General features: G+C 68.6%; 14 protein-coding genes. 8 read left to right on the forward strand and 6 right to left on the reverse strand.

Going from position 1 to position 17,631, the window contains the following annotated elements:
• Window positions 1-42: 42 nt before the first annotated feature.
• From CFB40_RS31220 to CFB40_RS31245, 6 genes are all read left to right on the forward strand, one after another.
• Window positions 43-1,263: a CaiB/BaiF CoA transferase family protein gene (locus CFB40_RS31220; protein ID WP_089433471.1), complete on the forward strand. Its 1,221-nt coding sequence runs from the start codon at window positions 43-45 to the stop codon at window positions 1,261-1,263.
• Window positions 1,260-2,060, forward strand: coding sequence for an enoyl-CoA hydratase/isomerase family protein (locus tag CFB40_RS31225; protein ID WP_089433472.1), 801 nt, complete (start codon window positions 1,260-1,262; stop codon window positions 2,058-2,060). The genes CFB40_RS31220 and CFB40_RS31225 overlap by 4 nt, the downstream gene beginning before the upstream one ends.
• An 82-nt stretch (window positions 2,061-2,142) precedes the next feature.
• Window positions 2,143-3,195 (forward strand): porin, encoded by a 1,053-nt coding sequence (locus CFB40_RS31230; protein WP_089428843.1) that lies wholly within the window; start codon window positions 2,143-2,145, stop codon window positions 3,193-3,195.
• Between the two features lie 10 nt (window positions 3,196-3,205).
• Window positions 3,206-4,528: an MFS transporter gene (locus CFB40_RS31235; protein ID WP_089433473.1), complete on the forward strand. Its 1,323-nt coding sequence runs from the start codon at window positions 3,206-3,208 to the stop codon at window positions 4,526-4,528.
• 38 nt (window positions 4,529-4,566) lie between these two features.
• A complete protein-coding gene (locus CFB40_RS31240) occupies window positions 4,567-5,721 on the forward strand; it encodes an acyl-CoA dehydrogenase family protein (RefSeq protein ID WP_089428841.1) in 1,155 nt (384 codons plus the stop codon).
• A gap of 33 nt (window positions 5,722-5,754) precedes the next feature.
• Window positions 5,755-6,693, forward strand: a complete 939-nt coding sequence (locus CFB40_RS31245) for an alpha/beta hydrolase (RefSeq protein WP_089428840.1) — start codon at window positions 5,755-5,757, stop codon at window positions 6,691-6,693.
• Between the two features lie 57 nt (window positions 6,694-6,750).
• Here the strand turns inward: CFB40_RS31245 and prpF are convergent, their stop codons facing one another.
• The 4 genes from prpF to prpB form a co-directional block, all read right to left on the reverse strand.
• A complete protein-coding gene (gene prpF / locus CFB40_RS31250; RefSeq protein WP_089428839.1) occupies window positions 6,751-7,941 on the reverse strand; it encodes a 2-methylaconitate cis-trans isomerase PrpF in 1,191 nt (396 codons plus the stop codon).
• 26 nt (window positions 7,942-7,967) lie between these two features.
• Entirely contained in the window at window positions 7,968-10,562 is a 2,595-nt protein-coding gene (acnD, locus tag CFB40_RS31255) for a Fe/S-dependent 2-methylisocitrate dehydratase AcnD (protein ID WP_089433474.1), read from the reverse strand.
• Between the two features lie 78 nt (window positions 10,563-10,640).
• The gene (gene prpC, locus CFB40_RS31260) at window positions 10,641-11,813 is read right to left on the reverse strand and encodes a bifunctional 2-methylcitrate synthase/citrate synthase (RefSeq protein ID WP_043181158.1); all 1,173 of its coding nucleotides are present in this window, start codon (window positions 11,811-11,813) and stop codon (window positions 10,641-10,643) included.
• Window positions 11,814-12,026: 213 nt separating this feature from the next.
• Window positions 12,027-12,920 carry a methylisocitrate lyase gene (prpB, locus tag CFB40_RS31265; protein ID WP_039349639.1) on the reverse strand — a complete coding sequence of 298 codons (894 nt, stop codon included), beginning with the start codon at window positions 12,918-12,920 and terminating at the stop codon, window positions 12,027-12,029.
• 170 nt (window positions 12,921-13,090) lie between these two features.
• Between prpB and prpR the strand changes: the two genes are divergently transcribed.
• Window positions 13,091-15,073: a propionate catabolism operon regulatory protein PrpR gene (gene prpR / locus CFB40_RS31270; protein ID WP_089433475.1), complete on the forward strand. Its 1,983-nt coding sequence runs from the start codon at window positions 13,091-13,093 to the stop codon at window positions 15,071-15,073.
• A 35-nt stretch (window positions 15,074-15,108) separates the two neighbouring features.
• On the opposite strand, the gene CFB40_RS31275 is transcribed toward prpR, so the two are convergent.
• Window positions 15,109-15,753, reverse strand: a complete 645-nt coding sequence (locus CFB40_RS31275) for a CGNR zinc finger domain-containing protein (protein ID WP_089433476.1) — start codon at window positions 15,751-15,753, stop codon at window positions 15,109-15,111.
• 252 nt (window positions 15,754-16,005) lie between these two features.
• Between CFB40_RS31275 and CFB40_RS31280 the strand changes: the two genes are divergently transcribed.
• On the forward strand, window positions 16,006-16,389 hold the full coding sequence (locus tag CFB40_RS31280; protein WP_089428835.1) for a VOC family protein: 384 nt from the start codon (window positions 16,006-16,008) through the stop codon (window positions 16,387-16,389).
• Between the two features lie 109 nt (window positions 16,390-16,498).
• Here CFB40_RS31280 and CFB40_RS31285 read toward each other — a convergent pair whose 3' ends face one another.
• Complete coding sequence (locus CFB40_RS31285; protein ID WP_089433477.1) at window positions 16,499-17,347, reverse strand: ureidoglycolate lyase; 849 nt, start codon at window positions 17,345-17,347, stop codon at window positions 16,499-16,501.
• Window positions 17,348-17,631 lie beyond the last annotated feature (284 nt).

Genomic DNA, 17,631 nt, shown 5'->3' on the forward strand with positions numbered 1-17,631 from the left:
GCGTGCCGGCCAGCCGAATCCCACATCGAAGGAAACATCGTCATGACAAGCAGTCACGAAGGCGCACTCGCTGGCGTGCGCGTGGTCGACCTGAGCCGCGTCTATGCGGGGCCGTTCTGCGCGCAGACGCTCGCCGACCACGGCGCGGACGTCGTCAAGATCGAACCGCCGCAAGGCGACGAAACGCGCGACTGGGGGCCCGCGATGCCGAGCGGCATCTCCAGCTACTACTGGGGGCTCAACCGCAACAAGCGCAATCTCGCGCTCGACCTGTCGCATCCGGACGGGCGCGACGTGCTGTTCCGCCTGCTCGACACGGCCGACGTGCTGATCGACAACTTCAAGCAGGGCACGCTCGAACGCTGGGGCATCGGCTACGAAGACTGCCTGCGCGAGCGCTTCCCGCGCCTCGTCCACTGCTCGATCTCCGGATACGGCACCGACGGCCCGCTGGCGCGGTTTCCGGGCTACGACGCCGTCGCGCAGGGTCTCGCCGGCTTCATGTCGATCAACGGCGAGCCGGGCGGCATGCCGCTGAAGGTGCCGTTCCCGGTCGTCGACTACGCGGCGGGCCTGAGCGCCGTGTCGAGCGTCCTGCTCGCGCTGGTCGAACGGACCCGCTCCGGACTCGGCCAGCACGTCGACATCGACCTGTTCAGCACCGCGCTGTCGATGCTGCATCCGGTCAGCACGACCTGGATGGCGACCGGCGACGTGCCCGTCGCGACCGGCAACGTGTATGCCGCGATCGCGCCGTACGGCGTCTATCCGTGCAAGGACAAGCCGATCTCGACCGGCGCCGGCAACAACCGCACGTTCGCGCGGCTCGTCGAAACGCTCGGCGTGCCCGAGCTGGCGCGCGATCCCCGGTTCGCGACCAACGCGAAGCGCGTCGCGCATCGCGATGCGCTCGATACGCTGCTCAGCCAGCTGACCGCCGAACTGCATGCCGACGACATCGTCGAGCGGCTGCTGAACGCCGGCGTCGCGACGGGCCCGGTGAACACCGTCGCCGATGCGTTCGGCCACCCGCAAGCCACGCACAACGCGATGTTCGTCAAGACCGACACGTACACCGGCGCGGGCGTCCCCGCCAAACTTTCCCGCACGCCCGGATCGATACGCCGGCCGCCCCAGCCGTTCGCCGCCGACACCGACGCCGTGCTCGACGCGCTCGGCATCGACGCGGCGCACCGGGACGCGCTGCGGCAGGCGGGTGTGCTCCACGACACGCGTGCGGACGCCACCGGAAGCGCGTCATGACCCCATCCGGCTCGTTCTCTTCGCTGACGGGCGACGACGCCCCGTCGATCCTGCGCAACGACGACAGCGGCATCGCGTGGCTGACGATCCATCGTCCGCACGTCGCCAATGCACTGTCCGCCGAAGCGATCCGGCGGCTGTGCGACGAACTCGTCACGCTCGACGACAACCCGTCGATCCGCGTCATCGTGATCCGCGGCGCGGGCGAACGCGCGTACAGCGCGGGCGTCGATCTCGGCGACCCCGAGATACGCGGCATGCAGCCGATGCGCGGGCTCGCACGCAACGTGCACGAGCTGATCCTCGAGCTGCGCAAGCCGACCATCGCGGCGATCAACGGCTACGCGATCGGCGGCGGCTTCGAGATCGCGCTCGCGTGCGACCTGCGGATCGCCGCCGACCACGTGTACTTCGCATTGCCCGAAGCGCGCGTCGGCATGGGCGCGAACTTCGCGAGCGTGCTGCTGCCGCGCTTGCTGCCGCGCGCGATCGCGATGGAGCTGCTGTTCACGGGCCGCCGCTTCGACGTGGACGAGGCACAGCGCGCCGGGTTGCTGAACCGCGTCGTCCCCGGCGCCGCACTCGACGACACCGTGCGCGAACTCGCGCAGACGATCGCCGCGAACGCGCCGCTCACGATCCGCCGCATCAAGGAAACCGCGACCCGCAGCCAGGGGCTGCCGGTGGCCGCCGCGCTGCGGCTCGACGTCGGCCCCGACGTCTATGCGAGCGAAGACCGGCTCGAGGGCGCCCGCGCGTTCCTCGAGAAACGCAAGCCGGTGTTCAAGGGACGCTGAGCCCGACGCAGCACGGCGACAAAGCGCACGCAACCGCTCCCAGAACGCGGGCGCGCAAAAAACATGGAACGGAGACACCTTCATGCAACGGAAAGCATTCCTGGTCGGCGTGTGCGTGCTATGCGCCACATCGGCGCACGCGTCGTCGGTCACGCTGTACGGGATCGTCGACAGCTACGTCGAATTCGATCGCGTCGGCAGCCTGTCGAGCGTGCGGCAAAGCGGCGGCGGCTCGTCGACGAGCCGGTTCGGGCTGACGGGCGTCGAGGATCTCGGCGGCGGCACGTCGACGAAGTTCGTGCTGGAAAGCGGCTTCTCGCCGGCCGACGGGTCGTTCCAGGGCGGCACGCTGTTCTACCGGCAGGCCTATGTCGCGCTGCAGAACACGCGCTACGGCGACCTCCGGCTCGGCCGGCAATACACGCCATCGTTCTACGTCGTCTATGACGGCGATCCGTTCGGGCTCAACGAACGGCTGTCGCCGCTCGCGCTGCTCGCGACGTCGACGGACACGATCACCGCCAACACGACGCCGCCGATTCCGCGCTTCAACCAGGCGGTGTCGTACCTGAGCCCCGACTGGAACGGCCTGCGCGTGATGGCCACGTACGGCTTCCCGACGCCGAACGCGCTGTCCACGCAGGCCGGCCGCAACTACGGCGCGGGACTCCAGTACCGGATCGGCGGGCTCTACGTCGGCGCCGGCTTCCAGGGCGACACGTCGGCCGGCAACCTGGCGCCCGTCGTCTCCCCGTCGACGACCCGCCACTACGTGTTCGCGGCCAACTACGCATTCGCGCACGTCAAGCTGTACGCCGCGTTTCTCTATGGCGTCAGCACGGCGCGCAACCTGCCTGCGTTCTCGACCGCGAGCGCCGGTGCGTCGATCGACGTCGGCGCGCTCGATCGCGTGCTCGTCTCGGTCGTGCGCCGCGACGTGAAAGGCTCGGCGAACGACGCGACCGCGCTCGGCATCGGGTACGACCACCCGCTGTCGAAGCGGACGTCGCTCTACGCACGCTATCTCTTCATGAAGAACGCCGGCAACGCCCGCAACACGGTCGTCGTCGGCCTGCAGCCGCAACCGGGCGGCACCGAGCAGGTGTTCGCGCTCGGCCTCGTTCACCGCTTCTGACGGAGTGCTCATGACCCCGACCCTTTCGACCCACCCGGCCGCCGTCGACGATGGTGCGACGCCGGCGCTCTACCGCCGGGTCTCGCGCCGGCTGCTGCCGTTCCTGATCCTCTGCTACACGCTGTCGTTCATCGACCGAATCAACATCGGCTTCGCGCACGCGCAGATGGCGGCCGAGCTGCACTTCTCCGACGCCGTCTACGGGCTCGGCGCGGGCATCTTCTTCATCGGCTACATGGCGTTCGAGATTCCGAGCAACGCGCTGCTTGCGCGGATCGGCGCGCGCAGGACGATCGCCCGGATCATGGTGCTGTGGGGGCTCGGCTCGGCCGCGACGATGTTCGTCACGACGCCCGCGCAGTTCTACGCGTGCCGCTTCCTGCTGGGTGTGTTCGAGGCCGGCTTCTTCCCCGGCATCCTGTTCTATCTCGGCGCATGGTATCCGCCGCAGCAGCGCGCGAAGGCGTTCGCGCTCTTCATGACCGCGCTGTACCTCGCGGGGATGATCGCCGGCCCCGTGTCGGGCGCGATCCTGTCGTACTTCGACGGCGCCGCGGGCCTGAGCGGCTGGCAATGGCTGTTCCTCGTGGAAGGGCTGCCGAGCAGCGTGCTCGGTTTCGTCGCGCTGCGGTTTCTCGACGACCGGCCGGACGACGCACGCTGGCTGTCGGACGCCGACAAGGCCGCGCTGCGCGCCGCGCATACGCAGGCCGAAGCCGGCACGCCGGAGGCGAACATGGCCCGCCCGCTGCTCGCGCAGCGCGATTTCTGGCTGCTGTGCGCGGCCAATTTCGCGATCGCGGCCGCCGGCTATGCGCTGGTGTTCTGGATGCCCGTGATCCTGCATCGCGGCGGCCTGCATGGCGCGATGCAGATCGGGCTGCTGTCCGCGCTGCCCTACCTGTGCGGCATCGTCGGCATGCTCGGGATGGGCTGGCGCACCGAACGCCGGCGCGAATGGCGCGGGCATGGCGCGATCGCGATGATCGCGTGCGCAGCGGCGCTCGCCGGGCTGGCGCGCGTGACCGGCACGACACACATGATGATCGCCCTCTGCGTCGCGGTCGCGACGCACGCCGCGGCGTTACCGGCGTTCTGGGTGCTGCCGGGGCTCGCGCTGCCGAAGCGCTCGATGGCGGTCGCGATCGCGGCGATCACGATGTCCGGCGCGATCGGCGGATTCGCGAGTCCGTTCCTGATGGGCGTGCTCAACACGGCCACCGGGTCGATGCGCGGCGGACTCTATTTCAACGCCGCGCTGCTCGCAGCCGGCGCCATCGCGTTGCTGTTCACGCTGCGCACCCGCGCATCGTCTCGTCCGGACGCGAGCTGACCGCGTCGGCCGTTCCTCCCTCACTCTCATCGACCCTCATGAATTTCGACCTCGAACTCGACCACCGGATGATCCGGGACCTCGTCGCACGCTTCGTGAAAGACGAACTGATTCCACTCGAAGCGGCCGTGATGGCGCGCGAGGCCGACGGCCAGCGCTTCGGGCTGCTCGACGACGAGCGCGCGCACCTCGACGAGCGCTCGCGACAGCTCGGCCTGTGGGGGCTCGACGCGCCGCTCGAGGCAGGCGGCGCCGACCTGCCGGCCGTCGCGATGGTCGGCGTGAACGAAGCGATCGGCGCGACCGTGACCCCGTACATCCTGCCGCCGGACTCGCCGAACCTGCGGATGCTGTGCGAAGTGGCCGACGACGCGCAGCGCGCGCGCTATCTCGATCCGTACGCACGCGGCGTCACGCGTGCCGCGATGGCGATCTCCGAGCCGGGCGCCGGCTCGGATCCGGGCGCGTTGTCCACGACGGCCGTGCGCGACGGCGACAGCTGGGTGCTGAACGGCCGCAAGATCTGGATCAGCCATGCGACCGAAGCCGACTGGACGATCGTGATGGCGCTCACCGATCGAAGCAAGGGCAAGCGCGGCGGCATGTCGGCGTTCATCGTCGACCGCGATACGCCGGGCTTCGTCATCGAACGCCGGATCCCGATGATCGGCGGGCTGTCCACGTATGAAATCGTGCTGGAGAACTGCCGCCTTCCCGCCGCGCAACTGCTGGGCCGGGAAGGCGCCGGTTTCGCGCCGATGCAGGCCCGGCTCGCGAACCGGCGGCTGGAGATGGCCGCCTGGTGCATCGGCCGCGCCGAGCGCGCGGTGGCGATGCTGTGCGACCATGCGAAGCAGCGCACGACCTTCGGCGTGCCGCTCGCGGAACGCCAGGCTGTCCAGTGGTGGGTCGCCGACGCACTCACGCAGATCCACGCGTGCCGCCTCATGACCTACGAAGCGGCCGCGCGCGTGGATGCCGGGCAGGACGCGCGCACGCAGATCTCGATGGTCAAGGTGTTCGCGACCGAAATGGCATCGAGCGTCATCGATCACGCGATGCAGACGCTCGGCGCGATGGGCATGACGAAGGAAATGCCGTTACAGCAGATGGCCAGCGAAGCGCGGTTGATGCGCATCTTCGAGGGCCCGACCGAGGTACACCGTTGGGTCGTCGCGCGCAGCGTGCTGTGATCGCGCGACCCACCGTCACGATGGAGCCATGCGTTGGATACCCTGCATCTCGTCGATCCTGAAATCCGCCCGCTGCTCGCGGCCTGGCCGACCGTCACGCTCAGCGCCGACAACCTCGCACAGTCGCGCGAACGCGTGCTGCCGCTGCCACCGCCCGACCTCGCCGGCAGCACGCTCGAACACCGCGCGGTGCCGGGCCCCGCCGGCGCGCCGGACGTCCCGGTCCTCGTCTATCTGCCCGAGGCCGGCGCACGCCCGCTCCCGGCGATCGTCCACATGCACGGCGGCGGCTACGTGCGCGGCGCGGCGAAGGATCTCGAGGCGGTGCACCGGTCGCTCGTGACGCAGCTTGGCTGCGCGCTGATCTCGATCGACTACCGCCTCGCGCCGGAAACCGTGTTTCCCGGCGCGATCGAGGACTGCTACGCCGCGCTCGCGTGGGTCTTCCGCCACGCCGATGCACTCGGCATCGACGCGGCGCGGATCGGCGTGGCAGGCGAAAGCGCGGGCGGCGGGCTCGCCGCCGCGCTGGCGCTGCTGGCACGCGACCGCGGCGAATACCGGCTCGCGTTCCAGCACCTGATCTATCCGATGCTCGACGATCGCACCTGCACGCGTGCGTCGCATCCGCATGCCGGCGAGTTCGTCTGGCATGCGGCCAACAACCGGTTCGGCTGGAGCGCGTTGCTCGGTCACGCGCCGGGCGTCGACGGCGTGTCGCCGTACGCCGCCGCCGCACGCGCCACGCGGCTCGACGGCCTGCCGCCCGCGTTCCTGTCGGTCGGCTCGCTCGATCTGTTCCTCGACGAAAATCTCGACTACGCGCAGCGCCTGCTTCGCGCGGGCGTGCCGACCGAACTGCACGTGCTCCCCGGCGGCGTGCACGGTTTCGACATCGTGCCCGGCGCGCGCGTGTCCGAAACGGCGCGCCGCCTCAGCCACGATGCACTGCGCCGGTTCCTGCACGGATGATGAAAACGACGCGGGCGGCCGAAGCCGCCCGCATCCGTACCGCTCAACCGGCTACGCTCAGAACGCGTCGCCCGGCACGCGCACCCAGCCTTCCATCAACACGCGCGCACTGCGGCTCATGATCGCCTTGGTGACGGTCCACTCGCCGTTCTCGCGCTGCGCTTCCGCGCCGACGCGCAGCGTGCCCGACGGATGCCCGAAGCGCACCGCGTTGCGTTCGCCGCCGCCCGCCGCCAGGTTGACGAGCGTGCCGGGGATCGCCGCGGCCGTGCCGATCGCGACCGCCGCCGTGCCCATCATCGCGTGGTGCAGCTTGCCCATCGACATCGCGCGCACCAGCAGGTCGACGTCACCCGCGTTCACGCGCTTGCCGCTCGATGCGACGTAATCGGCCGGCTTCGCGACGAACGCGATCTTCGGCGTGTGCTGCCGCGTCGCGATTTCATCGAGCGTGTCGATCAGGCCCATGCGCAGCGCGCCGTGCGCACGAATCGTCTCGAACTTCTCGAGCGCCTTCGCATCGCCGTTGATCGCGTCCTGCAGCTCGGTGCCCGTATAGCCGATCGCTTCCGCTTCGACGAAGATCGTCGGAATGCCCGCGTTGATCATCGTCGCCTTCAGCGTGCCGACGCCCGGCACCGCGAGATCGTCGACGAGGTTGCCGGTCGGGAACATCGACCCGCCCGCGCCTTCTTCCTCGGCGGCCGGGTCCATGAATTCGAGCTGCACTTCGGCCGCCGGGAACGTGACGCCGTCCAGCTCGAAATCGCCCGTCTCCTGCACCGCGCCGTTCGTCACCGGCACATGCGCGACGATCGTCTTGCCGATGTTCGCCTGCCAGATCCGCACGGTCGCGACGCCGTCGCGCGGCACGCGCGACGGATCGACGAGCCCGCCGCTGATCGCGAACGGGCCGACCGCCGCCGACAGGTTGCCGCAGTTGCCGGTCCAGTCGACGAATGCCTTGTCGATCGACACCTGGCCGAACAGGTAGTCGACGTCGTGGCCGGGCCGCGTGCTCTTCGACACGATCACCGTCTTGCTGGTGGACGACGTCGCGCCGCCCATCCCGTCGATCTGCTTGCCGTACGGATCGGGGCTGCCGATCACGCGCAGCAGCAGCGCGTCGCGCGCGGCGCCCGGCGCCTGCGCGGCGTCCGGCAGGTCCTGCAGCCGGAAGAACACGCCCTTGCTGGTGCCGCCGCGCATGTAGGTCGCGGGAATCCTGATTTGAAGAGTGTGAGCCATATGTGCGTTATCCCTGTGTGACCCGATCAAGCCGCCTGCGACGATTCGAGGAAGTCCTGCGCGAAGCGCTGCAGCACGCCGCCCGCTTCGTAGATCGACACTTCCTCGGCCGTATCGAGCCGGCACGTCATCGGCACCTCGACGCGCTCGCCGTTCCTGCGATGAATCACGAGCGTCAGGTCGGCGCGCGGCGTGCGCTCGCCGATCACGTCGAAGGTCTCGGTGCCGTCGATGCCGAGCGTCGTCCGGTTCGTGCCCGGCTTGAACTCGAGCGGCAGCACGCCCATGCCGATCAGGTTCGTGCGGTGGATCCGCTCGAAGCCTTCGGCGGCGATCGCCTCGACGCCCGCGAGCCGCACGCCCTTCGCCGCCCAGTCGCGCGACGAGCCCTGGCCGTAGTCGGCGCCGGCGATCACGATCAGCGGCTGCTTGCGATTCATGTACGTCTCGATCGCCTCCCACATCCGCATGACCTTGCCGTCCGGCTCGACGCGCGCGAGCGAGCCCTTCTTCACCGCGCCGTCGACGATCGCCATCTCGTTGATCAGCGTCGGGTTCGCGAAGGTCGCGCGCTGCGCGGTCAGGTGGTCGCCCCGGTGCGTCGCGTACGAGTTGAAGTCTTCTTCCGGCAGGCCCATCTTCGCGAGGTATTCGCCGGCCGCGCTGTCCAGCAGGATCGCGTTCGACGGCGACAGGTGGTCGGTCGTGATGTTGTCGCCGAGCACCGCGAGCGGGCGCATCCCCTGCAGCGTGCGCTCGCCGGCCAGCGCGCCTTCCCAGTACGGCGGACGGCGGATGTACGTGCTCTGCGCGCGCCACTCGTACAGCGGTGCCGCGCGCTCGCCCGCATCGGCGCTACGCGCGAACATCGGTTCGTAAACCTTGCGGAACTGCTCGGGCTTCACGCTCGACGCGACGATCGCATCGATCTCCTCGTCGGTCGGCCAGATGTCCTTCAGCGTGACGGGCTGGCCGTCCTGGTCGTGGCCGAGCACGTCCTTCTCGATGTCGAAGCGGATCGTGCCGGCGATCGCATACGCGACGACCAGCGGCGGCGATGCGAGGAACGCCTGCTTCGCATACGGATGGATGCGGCCGTCGAAGTTGCGGTTGCCGGACAGCACGGCCGTCGCGTACAGGTCGCGATCGACGATCTCCTGCTGGATCTTCGGGTCGAGCGCGCCCGACATCCCGTTGCAGGTCGTGCACGCGAACGCGACGATGCCGAAGCCGAGCTTCTCGAGTTCGGGCAGCAGGTTCGCTTCTTCCAGGTACAGCTCGACCGCCTTCGAGCCGGGCGCGAGCGAGCTCTTCACCCACGGCTTGCGCGTGAGGCCGCGCGCATTCGCGTTGCGTGCGAGCAAGGCCGCCGCGATCACGTTGCGCGGGTTGCTGGTGTTCGTGCAGCTCGTGATCGCGGCGATGATCACTGCGCCGTCGGGCATCTCGCCCGCCTTCTCTTCCCACTGGCCGGCGATCCCGCGCGCGGCGAGATCGGACGTCGGCAGCCGCTTGTGCGGGTTCGACGGGCCGGCCATGTTGCGCACGACGCTCGACAGGTCGAACGTCAGCGTGCGCTCGTATTGCGCATCGTTCAGCGTATCGGCCCACAGGCCGGCCGCCTTCGCGTAGGTCTCGACGAGCTTCACCTGCTCGTCGCTGCGGCCGGTGAGGCGCAGGTAGTCGGTCGTCTGGCCGTCGATGAAGAACATCGCGGCCGTCGCGCCGTATTCGGGCGCCATGTTCGAGATCGTCGCGCGATCGCCGAGCGTGAGGCTCGCCGCGCCTTCACCGCGGAACTCCAGGTACGCGCCGACCACCTTTTCCTTGCGCAGGAACTCGGTCAGCGCGAGCACGACGTCGGTCGCGGTGATGCCGGGCTGGCGCTTGCCGGTCAGCTCGACGCCGACGATGTCCGGCAGGCGCATCCACGATGCGCGGCCGAGCATCACGTTCTCCGCTTCGAGGCCGCCGACGCCGATCGCGATCACGCCGAGCGCGTCGACGTGCGGCGTGTGGCTGTCGGTGCCGACGCAGGTGTCCGGATACGCGACGCCGTCTTGCGCCTGGATCACCGGCGACATCTTCTCGAGGTTGATCTGGTGCATGATGCCGTTGCCCGGCGGGATCACGTCGACGTTCTCGAACGCCTTCTTCGTCCACTCGATGAAGTGGAAGCGATCCTCGTTGCGGCGATCCTCGATCGCGCGGTTCTTCGCGAACGCATCCGGATCGAAGCCGCCGCATTCGACGGCGAGCGAGTGGTCGACGATCAGCTGCACGGGCACGACCGGGTTCACCTTGGCCGGGTCGCCGCCGCCGTCGGCGATCGCGTCGCGCAGGCCGGCGAGATCGACGAGCGCGGTCTGCCCGAGGATGTCGTGGCACACGACGCGCGCCGGGAACCACGGGAAATCACGGTCGCGCTTGCGCTCGATGATCTGCTTCAGCGAATCGTCAAGGATCGCCGGATCGCAGCGGCGCACGAGGTTTTCGGCGAGCACGCGCGACGTGTACGGCAGCGTGTCGTAGGCGCCGGGCGCGATCGCTTCGACCGCGGCACGCGCGTCGAAATAGTCCAGCGACGTGCCGGGCAGGGGTTTGCGGTTGGCGGTATTCATGGTGTGGGGAACTCGGGTATGGCGTCCGGCGCACGCCCGCCCCCGTCACGCGGGCGGCCGGCGTGCACGGTGGGCATGTCAGCGCTTTTCGATCGGCACGAACTGCAGGTCTTCCGGACCGGTGTAGTTCGCGCTCGGGCGGATGATCTTGTTGTCGATGCGCTGCTCGATGATGTGCGCGCTCCAGCCGGACGTGCGCGAGATCACGAACAGCGGCGTGAACATCGCGGTCGGCACGCCCATCATGTGATACGACACCGCGCTGAACCAGTCGAGGTTCGGGAACATCTTCTTCGCTTCCCACATCACCGATTCGAGGCGCTCGGCGATGTTGTACAGCTTCAGGTCGCCCGCTTCCTTCGACAGCTTGTGCGCGACGCCCTTGATCACCTTGTTGCGCGGATCGGAGATCGTGTAGACCGGGTGGCCGAAGCCGATCACGACTTCCTTGTTCTCGACGCGGCGGCGGATGTCGGCTTCCGCATCGTCCGGCGAGCTGTAGCGGCTCTGGATCTCGTACGCGACTTCGTTCGCGCCGCCATGCTTCGGCCCGCGCAGCGCGCCGATCGCGCCGGTGATCGCCGAATAGATGTCCGAGCCCGTGCCCGCGATCACGCGGCCGGTGAACGTCGACGCGTTGAATTCGTGCTCCGCGTACAGGATCAGCGACGTGTGCATCGCCTCGACCCACGACTTCGACGGCGTCTTGCCGTGCAGCAGGTGCAGGAAGTGGCCGCCGATCGAGTCGTCGTCGGTTTCCGTCTCGATGCGCTTGCCGTTGTGCGAGAAGTGATACCAGTACAGCAGCATCGAGCCGAGCGATGCCATCAGGCGGTCGGCGATGTCGCGCGCGCCCGGCAGGTTGTGGTCGTCCTTCTCCGGCAGCACGGTGCCGAGCACCGACACGCCCGTGCGCATCACGTCCATCGGGTGCGCGGACGCCGGGATCTGTTCGAGCGCGGCCTTCAGCGCGCTCGGCAGGCCGCGCAGCGCGCGCAGCTTGGTCTTGTACGCAGCCAGTTCGGTCAGGTTCGGCAGCGTGCCGTGCACGAGCAGGTGGGCGATTTCCTCGAATTCGCACGACTCGGCGACGTCGAGAATGTCGTAGCCGCGATAGTGCAGGTCGTTGCCGGTCTTGCCGACCGTGCACAGCGCCGTGTTGCCGGCCGTCACGCCCGACAGCGCCACCGACTTCTTCGGCTTGAATGCGCCTGCGGCGGCCGGTGCTGCTGCGTCTTTCGTCTCGCTCATGTTTCTGCTCTCCAATGTGTATCGGGATATTGGCTGTCGGCCGGACTTGGCGCTTCAGCGCTTAGTGCGGCCCCATGCTTCGCGGTCGGCCGGACTTGGCGCTTCAGCGCTTAGTCCGGCCCCATGCTTCGCGGTCGGCCGGACTTGGCGCTTTAGCGCCTGGTGCGGCCCCATGCAAAACGCGCCGGAATCGCGTCCCGGCGCGCGGGCGCGTTACTTCTTGCCCTGCGCGAACAGCTCGTCGAGCTTGCGCTCGTATTCGTGATAACCGAGGAAGTCGTACAGCTCGGCACGCGTCTGCATCGTCTGCACGGCTTCCTTCTGCGTACCGTCGCGGCGCACCGTCTCGTAGAAGTTCAGCGCGGCCTTGTTCATCGCGCGATACGCGCCGCAGCAGTACAGCGCGATATCGACGTTCGCCTCGCGCAGCTCGTCGACCGTGAACAGCGGCGTCGAGCCGAATTCGGTCAGGTTCGCGAGGATCGGCACCTTCACGGCGGCCTTGAAGCGGCGGTAGTCGTCGAGCGTCTTCATCGCTTCCGGGAAAATCATGTCCGCGCCGGCTTCGACGTAGGCCACCGCGCGCTCGATCGCCGAGTCGATCCCTTCGGCGGCGGCGGCGTCGGTGCGCGCCATGATCACGAACTGGTCGTCGGTGCGCGCATCGACCGCCGCCTTGACGCGATCGACCATTTCCTCGATCGGCACGACTTCCTTGCCCGGACGGTGGCCGCAGCGCTTCTGGCCGACCTGGTCTTCCAGGTGCACGGCCGCGACGCCGGCCTTGATGAACGAGCGCACGGTGCGCGCGATGTTGAACGCGCCGCCCCAGCCGGTATCGATGTCGACCAGCAGCGGCAGGTCGGTCGCATTGGTGATCCGGTTCGCGTCGATCAGCACGTCTTCCATCGTGCTGATGCCGAGGTCGGGGATCCCGAGCGAGTTCGCGGCGACGCCGCCACCCGACAGGTACACGGCCTTGAAGCCGACGGCCTGCGCCATCTTGGCTGCGTAGGCGGTGATCGCGCCGACCACCTGCAGCGGCTGCTCCGCCGCGACTGCCGCGCGGAATTTCGCGCCGGCGCTCTGAAGATGCGTATTGCTCATGAACGGCCTCCTGAAGGAACGACCATCAACAGCAAGGACCGGGCCAGCTCGCGCCACGTCGCTAACCCACTGATTCTTAAGCAACCGGCACGGGCGTCGAAGTGCCCGGCGATTTCAATTCAGCAATTTCATGTTTCAAAAATGAAATCGCGCGCGCATAATCGACCGCCATGGACCTCTCCTCGACCAAGCCCGTCGGCCCGGCCGATCGCGCGACGCGCCCGCGCATCTGGGCGATGGGCATCAGCCGCCTGCGCGATCTGTTTCGCGAGATCGCCGGCGAATTCGACGAACGCGCCGACGTGCGCATCGTGACGCGCGCCTATGAGGACGCGCTCAGCGCGATCGCCGAGGCCGGCACCGCGCGGCCCGACGTGATCGTCGCGGCCGGCTCGAACGGCGGGTTCCTGAAGACGCGTGCGCAGGTGCCGGTGGTGGTCGTGTCGCCGACCGGTTTCGACGTGATGCAGGCGCTGGCACGCGCCCGGCGCGACGCGTCGCGGATCGCGCTCGTCAGCGCCGGGGAAACGCCGCCCGAAGTGCGCCGCTTCGTCGCCGCGTACGGCCTCGACGTGCAGTTTGCGTCATATCAGTCCGCGCAGGAAGCGGAAGCCTGCGTGCACGACCTGCACGACCGCGGCATCGAGACGATCGTCGGCCCCGGCCTCGTCACCGATCTCGCGGCCAGCGCCGGCATGGGCGCGGTGTTCCTGTATTCGCACGCATCGGTACGCAAGGCCGTCGATACGGCACTCGAAGTCGCGTATGCGACGCATGCCGAGGCGTTCCGCCGCCAGCGGCTCGACAACCTGCTCCAGCATCTGCGCGACGGCGTGGTCGCGCTCGACGCGCGCGGCCGTGTGGAAGCGATCAACGAGCGGCTCGCGTCGGCGCTCGGGGTCGAACCCGCGGCGGCCGTCGGCCGCGCGCTCGTCGACCTGCGGCCCGAGCTGCGCACGCTGCGCGGCGAGGACGGTGACGCGCTCGCGACCGTGCGCGGCGTGCGCTACGTCGTGCATCGCGGGCCGCTCGTCGATCGCGGCGTCACGTCGGGCAGCGTGCTGACGTTCCAGGAATCGCGCGCGGTCGAACGGCTCGACCGCGCGCTGCGCTCGCAGCCCACCATGCAGCAGTTCGCCGCGCGCTATGCGCTCGACGACGTGGTCGGCGCATCGGCGCCGATGGCGCGCGTGCGCGATCTCGTGCGCCGTTACGCGAAATCCGACGCGACCGTGCTCGTGCTCGGCGAAAGCGGCACCGGCAAGGAAATGATCGCGCAAAGCCTGCACGCGCTGTCCGCGCGGCGCAGCTACCCGTTCGTCGCGGTCAACTGCGGCGCGTTTCCGGAAGCGCTGCTCGAGAGCGAGCTGTTCGGCTATGAGGAAGGCGCGTTCACCGGTGCGCGGCGCGGCGGCAAGACCGGCCTGTTCGAAGCCGCGCACCGCGGCACGCTGTTTCTCGACGAGATCGGCGAGATGCCGCCGTCGCTGCAGAGCCGGCTCTTGCGCGTGCTGCAGGAGCGCGAGGTGATCCGCCTCGGCTCGACCGAGCCGATCCGCATCGACGTGCGCGTGATCGCCGCGACGCACCGGCCGCTGCTCGCGGCCGTCGAGGCCGGCACGTTCCGCGCGGATCTCTATTACCGGCTCAACATCCTGAATGTCGGCCTGCCGCCGCTGCGCGAGCGCGCCGCCGACATCCCCGCACTCGCGGCCACGCTGCTCGTGCAGGCTGCACGACGCGAACCGCGCCTCGCCGAACGTCTGCGCGACGCCGCCGATGCCACACGCGTGCTCGGCGTAACGCAGGCTGCGCTCGTACGCTACCGGTGGCCCGGCAACGTGCGCGAACTGCAGAACGTGATCGAGCGGATCGCGGTGGAACTGGCCGAGGAAGTCGATGAAAGCGATCCGGCCGCCGCGTGCGGCGCGCTCGATCCCGACGCGCTGCAGGCGATCGCACCCGAGCTGTTCGCAGCACCACCCGATGCGGCCGACAGCGACGACGCGCAGACACTGCACGCGCGCCGCCGTCGCGCGGAAGCCGACGAGATCCGCGCGGTGCTCGACGCATGCGGCGGCGACCGCGACCGCGCGTGCGCGATGCTCGGCATCAGCAAGACGACACTGTGGCGGAAGCTGTCGGTGAAATAACCAGGGCGGTTGCCGCGCAGTGAACGGGCCGACCGTCAGTCGGCCTTGTGATAGTGGCGGTACGCCTTCGCGCGATTGCCGCACGACGACATCGAACACCAGCGGCGGCTGCCGTTCTTGCTGTCGTCGATGAACAGCCACTGGCAGGCGTCGTTCGCGCAACGCTTGACCTTCGCGAGCCGCGCGCCGCCGAGCAGGTCGATCGCCGACCACAATACCGGGCTCAGCAGCCCGGCCAGCGTCGCACGCCCCTCCCCGATCCGCCACGCATAACCGCCATCGACGCGTGCCAGCGCGACACGCGGCGCCGCTTCCGCCAGGAAGCCGCCGAGCAGCGCGAGATCGTCCGCCTGCGGCTCGCGCTGTTCGGCCTGCGCAAGAAAGAGCCGATACAGCGCCTCGCGCAACGCGAGCGCATGCGCGAGCATCGCCGGCTCCCTTTCTTCTTCGCCGTGCGCACGACACGCTTCCGCCAGGCCGGCCGGCACGCCAGCCTGGTCGCGACACCACGCCAGCAGGTCGTCCATCGTGCCGAAGGTTTCCGTCGGCGGATCGCTGCCGCGCCAGTACAGCGTGTTCGCGAAATCGATGCTCAGGGTTTCGGGCGGCGCCGGAATCAGGCAGTCCATCGTGACGGAAGGTTGCGTATCGCTCATGCCCGGATCGTATCTAACCACCATGCCGGTTGACAAGCCCGCGAGCGCTTCCTAACATAACCGGCATGGTAGTTATAAAAGGTTTGCTGCACTGACACCCGCCTCAGTCCAAGGAGCCACAGATGATCGATCGTCTTTTGTCCGGCGTTATCCACAACAACCGCAGCCGCGCGTTCTACGACAGCACACTCGGCACACTCCGCTACAAGCGGCTGGCATGGTGGTTATAAGCAGGCTTGCCGCACTACCGTTCCGCTTCAGTCCAAGGAGCCACACATGATCGATCACCTTTCGTTCGGCGTTGCACACGTCGGCCGCAGCCGAGCCTTCTACGACAGCACGCTCGGCGCGCTCGGCTACAAACGGCTGCATACCGACGACGAATCCATCGGGTACGGCGCAACCGAGCCACAGCTGTGGTTGCAATATGCACCTCGCCCCGTCGCCCCTGATCCCGACTCGGGGATGCACCTGTCGTTCAAGGCCGCTTCGCCCGTCGAAGTCGACGCGTTCTACCGTGCCGCACTCGAGCACGGCGGCCAGGACAACGGCGGGCCCGGCAAGCGCGAACACTACGGCCCCGGCTACTACGCAGCGTTCGTCGTCGATCCCGACGGGTATCGGCTGGAAGCGCATTGCGAACTCGACAACATCGTGTAATCGCGCTCGCGTCACCAAAGACAAGGGCCCGATTTCGCGCAATGCGGAATCGGGCCCTTGCTATTGAACTGCCGGTAGCGGTCGTTCGACGGAATCGCCGGGTGCGCGGCTATCGCGCGTCGCGCGTGTGCTGCAGTTGCTCGCCGAGTCCTTCGACACCGAGGCGCACCGTCTGGCCGGCCTTCAGGAACACCGGCGACGGCTTGATGCCCATGCCGACGCCCGGCGGCGTGCCGGTCGTGATCACGTCACCCGGCTGCAGCGTCATGCAGCTCGACAGATAGGCAATCAGCTGCGCGACGGTGAACACCATCGTGCGCGTGTTGCCGTTCTGATAACGGTGGCCGTCGATTTCGAGCCACAGGTCGAGACGCTGCGGATCGGGCACCTCGTCGCGCGTAACGAGCCACGGCCCGATCGGGCCGAACGTGTCGAAGCCCTTGCCCTTGTCCCACTGGCCGCCGCGCTCGATCTGCCATTCGCGCTCGGACACGTCGTTGACGACGCAGTAGCCAGCGACGTAATCGAGCGCGCGCGCTTCGTCGACGTCCTTGCAGGTCGCGCCGATCACGACGCCCAGCTCGACTTCCCAGTCGGTCTTGACCGAGCCCTTCGGGATATCGATGCCGTCGTTCGGGCCGCAGATCGAGCTCGTCCACTTGCCGAACACGACCGGCTCCTTCGGCACCGGCATGCCGGCTTCGGCCGCGTGATCGGCGTAGTTCAGGCCGATGCCGATGAACTTGCCGACCTGCCCGACGCACGCGCCGATGCGCGGCTCGCCCGACACCAGCGGCAGCGTAGCCGGATCGATCGCGCGCAGCCGCGCGAGACCCGCGTCGGACAGCACATCGCCGGACAGGTCCGGCACCTGCGCGGACAGGTCGCGAATCCGGCCGTCCGCGTCGAGCATCCCGGGCTTTTCCTGGCCGGACGGGCCATAGCGAAGCAGTTTCATCGTGGTCAACCTCTGTTGTCGAATGGGACAGGATTCCGGCCGACGCGGCCATTCGCGGCCGCGCGCCGGACTGATTGTCGATCGTCGATTGCGCGCGTCGACGCCGCATCCGGCATGCCGTCGACGCGCGAGGCTCGCGCGGGCGCAGCGATCGCGGCGCCGCACGGAAGTATGGCGCGCATCGAACGGGCGGCCGCCGGTCTGCGCATCGGCGACGACGGCCCGGCACCCGCGACATGGTCCGGCCCATACCGGCCGGCTTCACGCGCGGCCGCACCGTCGCT

The organism is Burkholderia sp. AU31652 (assembly GCF_002223155.1).
GTDB lineage: Bacteria > Pseudomonadota > Gammaproteobacteria > Burkholderiales > Burkholderiaceae > Burkholderia.

Coding starts and splice junctions, on each gene's coding strand:
- CFB40_RS31235 (WP_089433473.1), top strand. CDS start 3,206: ATGACCCCGACCCTTTCGACCCACCCGGCCGCCGTCGACGATGGTGCG.
- CFB40_RS31230 (WP_089428843.1), top strand. CDS start 2,143: ATGCAACGGAAAGCATTCCTGGTCGGCGTGTGCGTGCTATGCGCCACA.
- prpC (WP_043181158.1), bottom strand. CDS start 11,813: ATGAGCGAGACGAAAGACGCAGCAGCACCGGCCGCCGCAGGCGCATTC.
- acnD (WP_089433474.1), bottom strand. CDS start 10,562: ATGAATACCGCCAACCGCAAACCCCTGCCCGGCACGTCGCTGGACTAT.
- prpB (WP_039349639.1), bottom strand. CDS start 12,920: ATGAGCAATACGCATCTTCAGAGCGCCGGCGCGAAATTCCGCGCGGCA.
- CFB40_RS31285 (WP_089433477.1), bottom strand. CDS start 17,347: ATGAAACTGCTTCGCTATGGCCCGTCCGGCCAGGAAAAGCCCGGGATG.
- CFB40_RS31240 (WP_089428841.1), top strand. CDS start 4,567: ATGAATTTCGACCTCGAACTCGACCACCGGATGATCCGGGACCTCGTC.
- CFB40_RS31220 (WP_089433471.1), top strand. CDS start 43: ATGACAAGCAGTCACGAAGGCGCACTCGCTGGCGTGCGCGTGGTCGAC.
- prpF (WP_089428839.1), bottom strand. CDS start 7,941: ATGGCTCACACTCTTCAAATCAGGATTCCCGCGACCTACATGCGCGGC.
- CFB40_RS31225 (WP_089433472.1), top strand. CDS start 1,260: ATGACCCCATCCGGCTCGTTCTCTTCGCTGACGGGCGACGACGCCCCG.
- CFB40_RS31280 (WP_089428835.1), top strand. CDS start 16,006: ATGATCGATCACCTTTCGTTCGGCGTTGCACACGTCGGCCGCAGCCGA.
- CFB40_RS31275 (WP_089433476.1), bottom strand. CDS start 15,753: ATGGTGGTTAGATACGATCCGGGCATGAGCGATACGCAACCTTCCGTC.
- prpR (WP_089433475.1), top strand. CDS start 13,091: ATGGACCTCTCCTCGACCAAGCCCGTCGGCCCGGCCGATCGCGCGACG.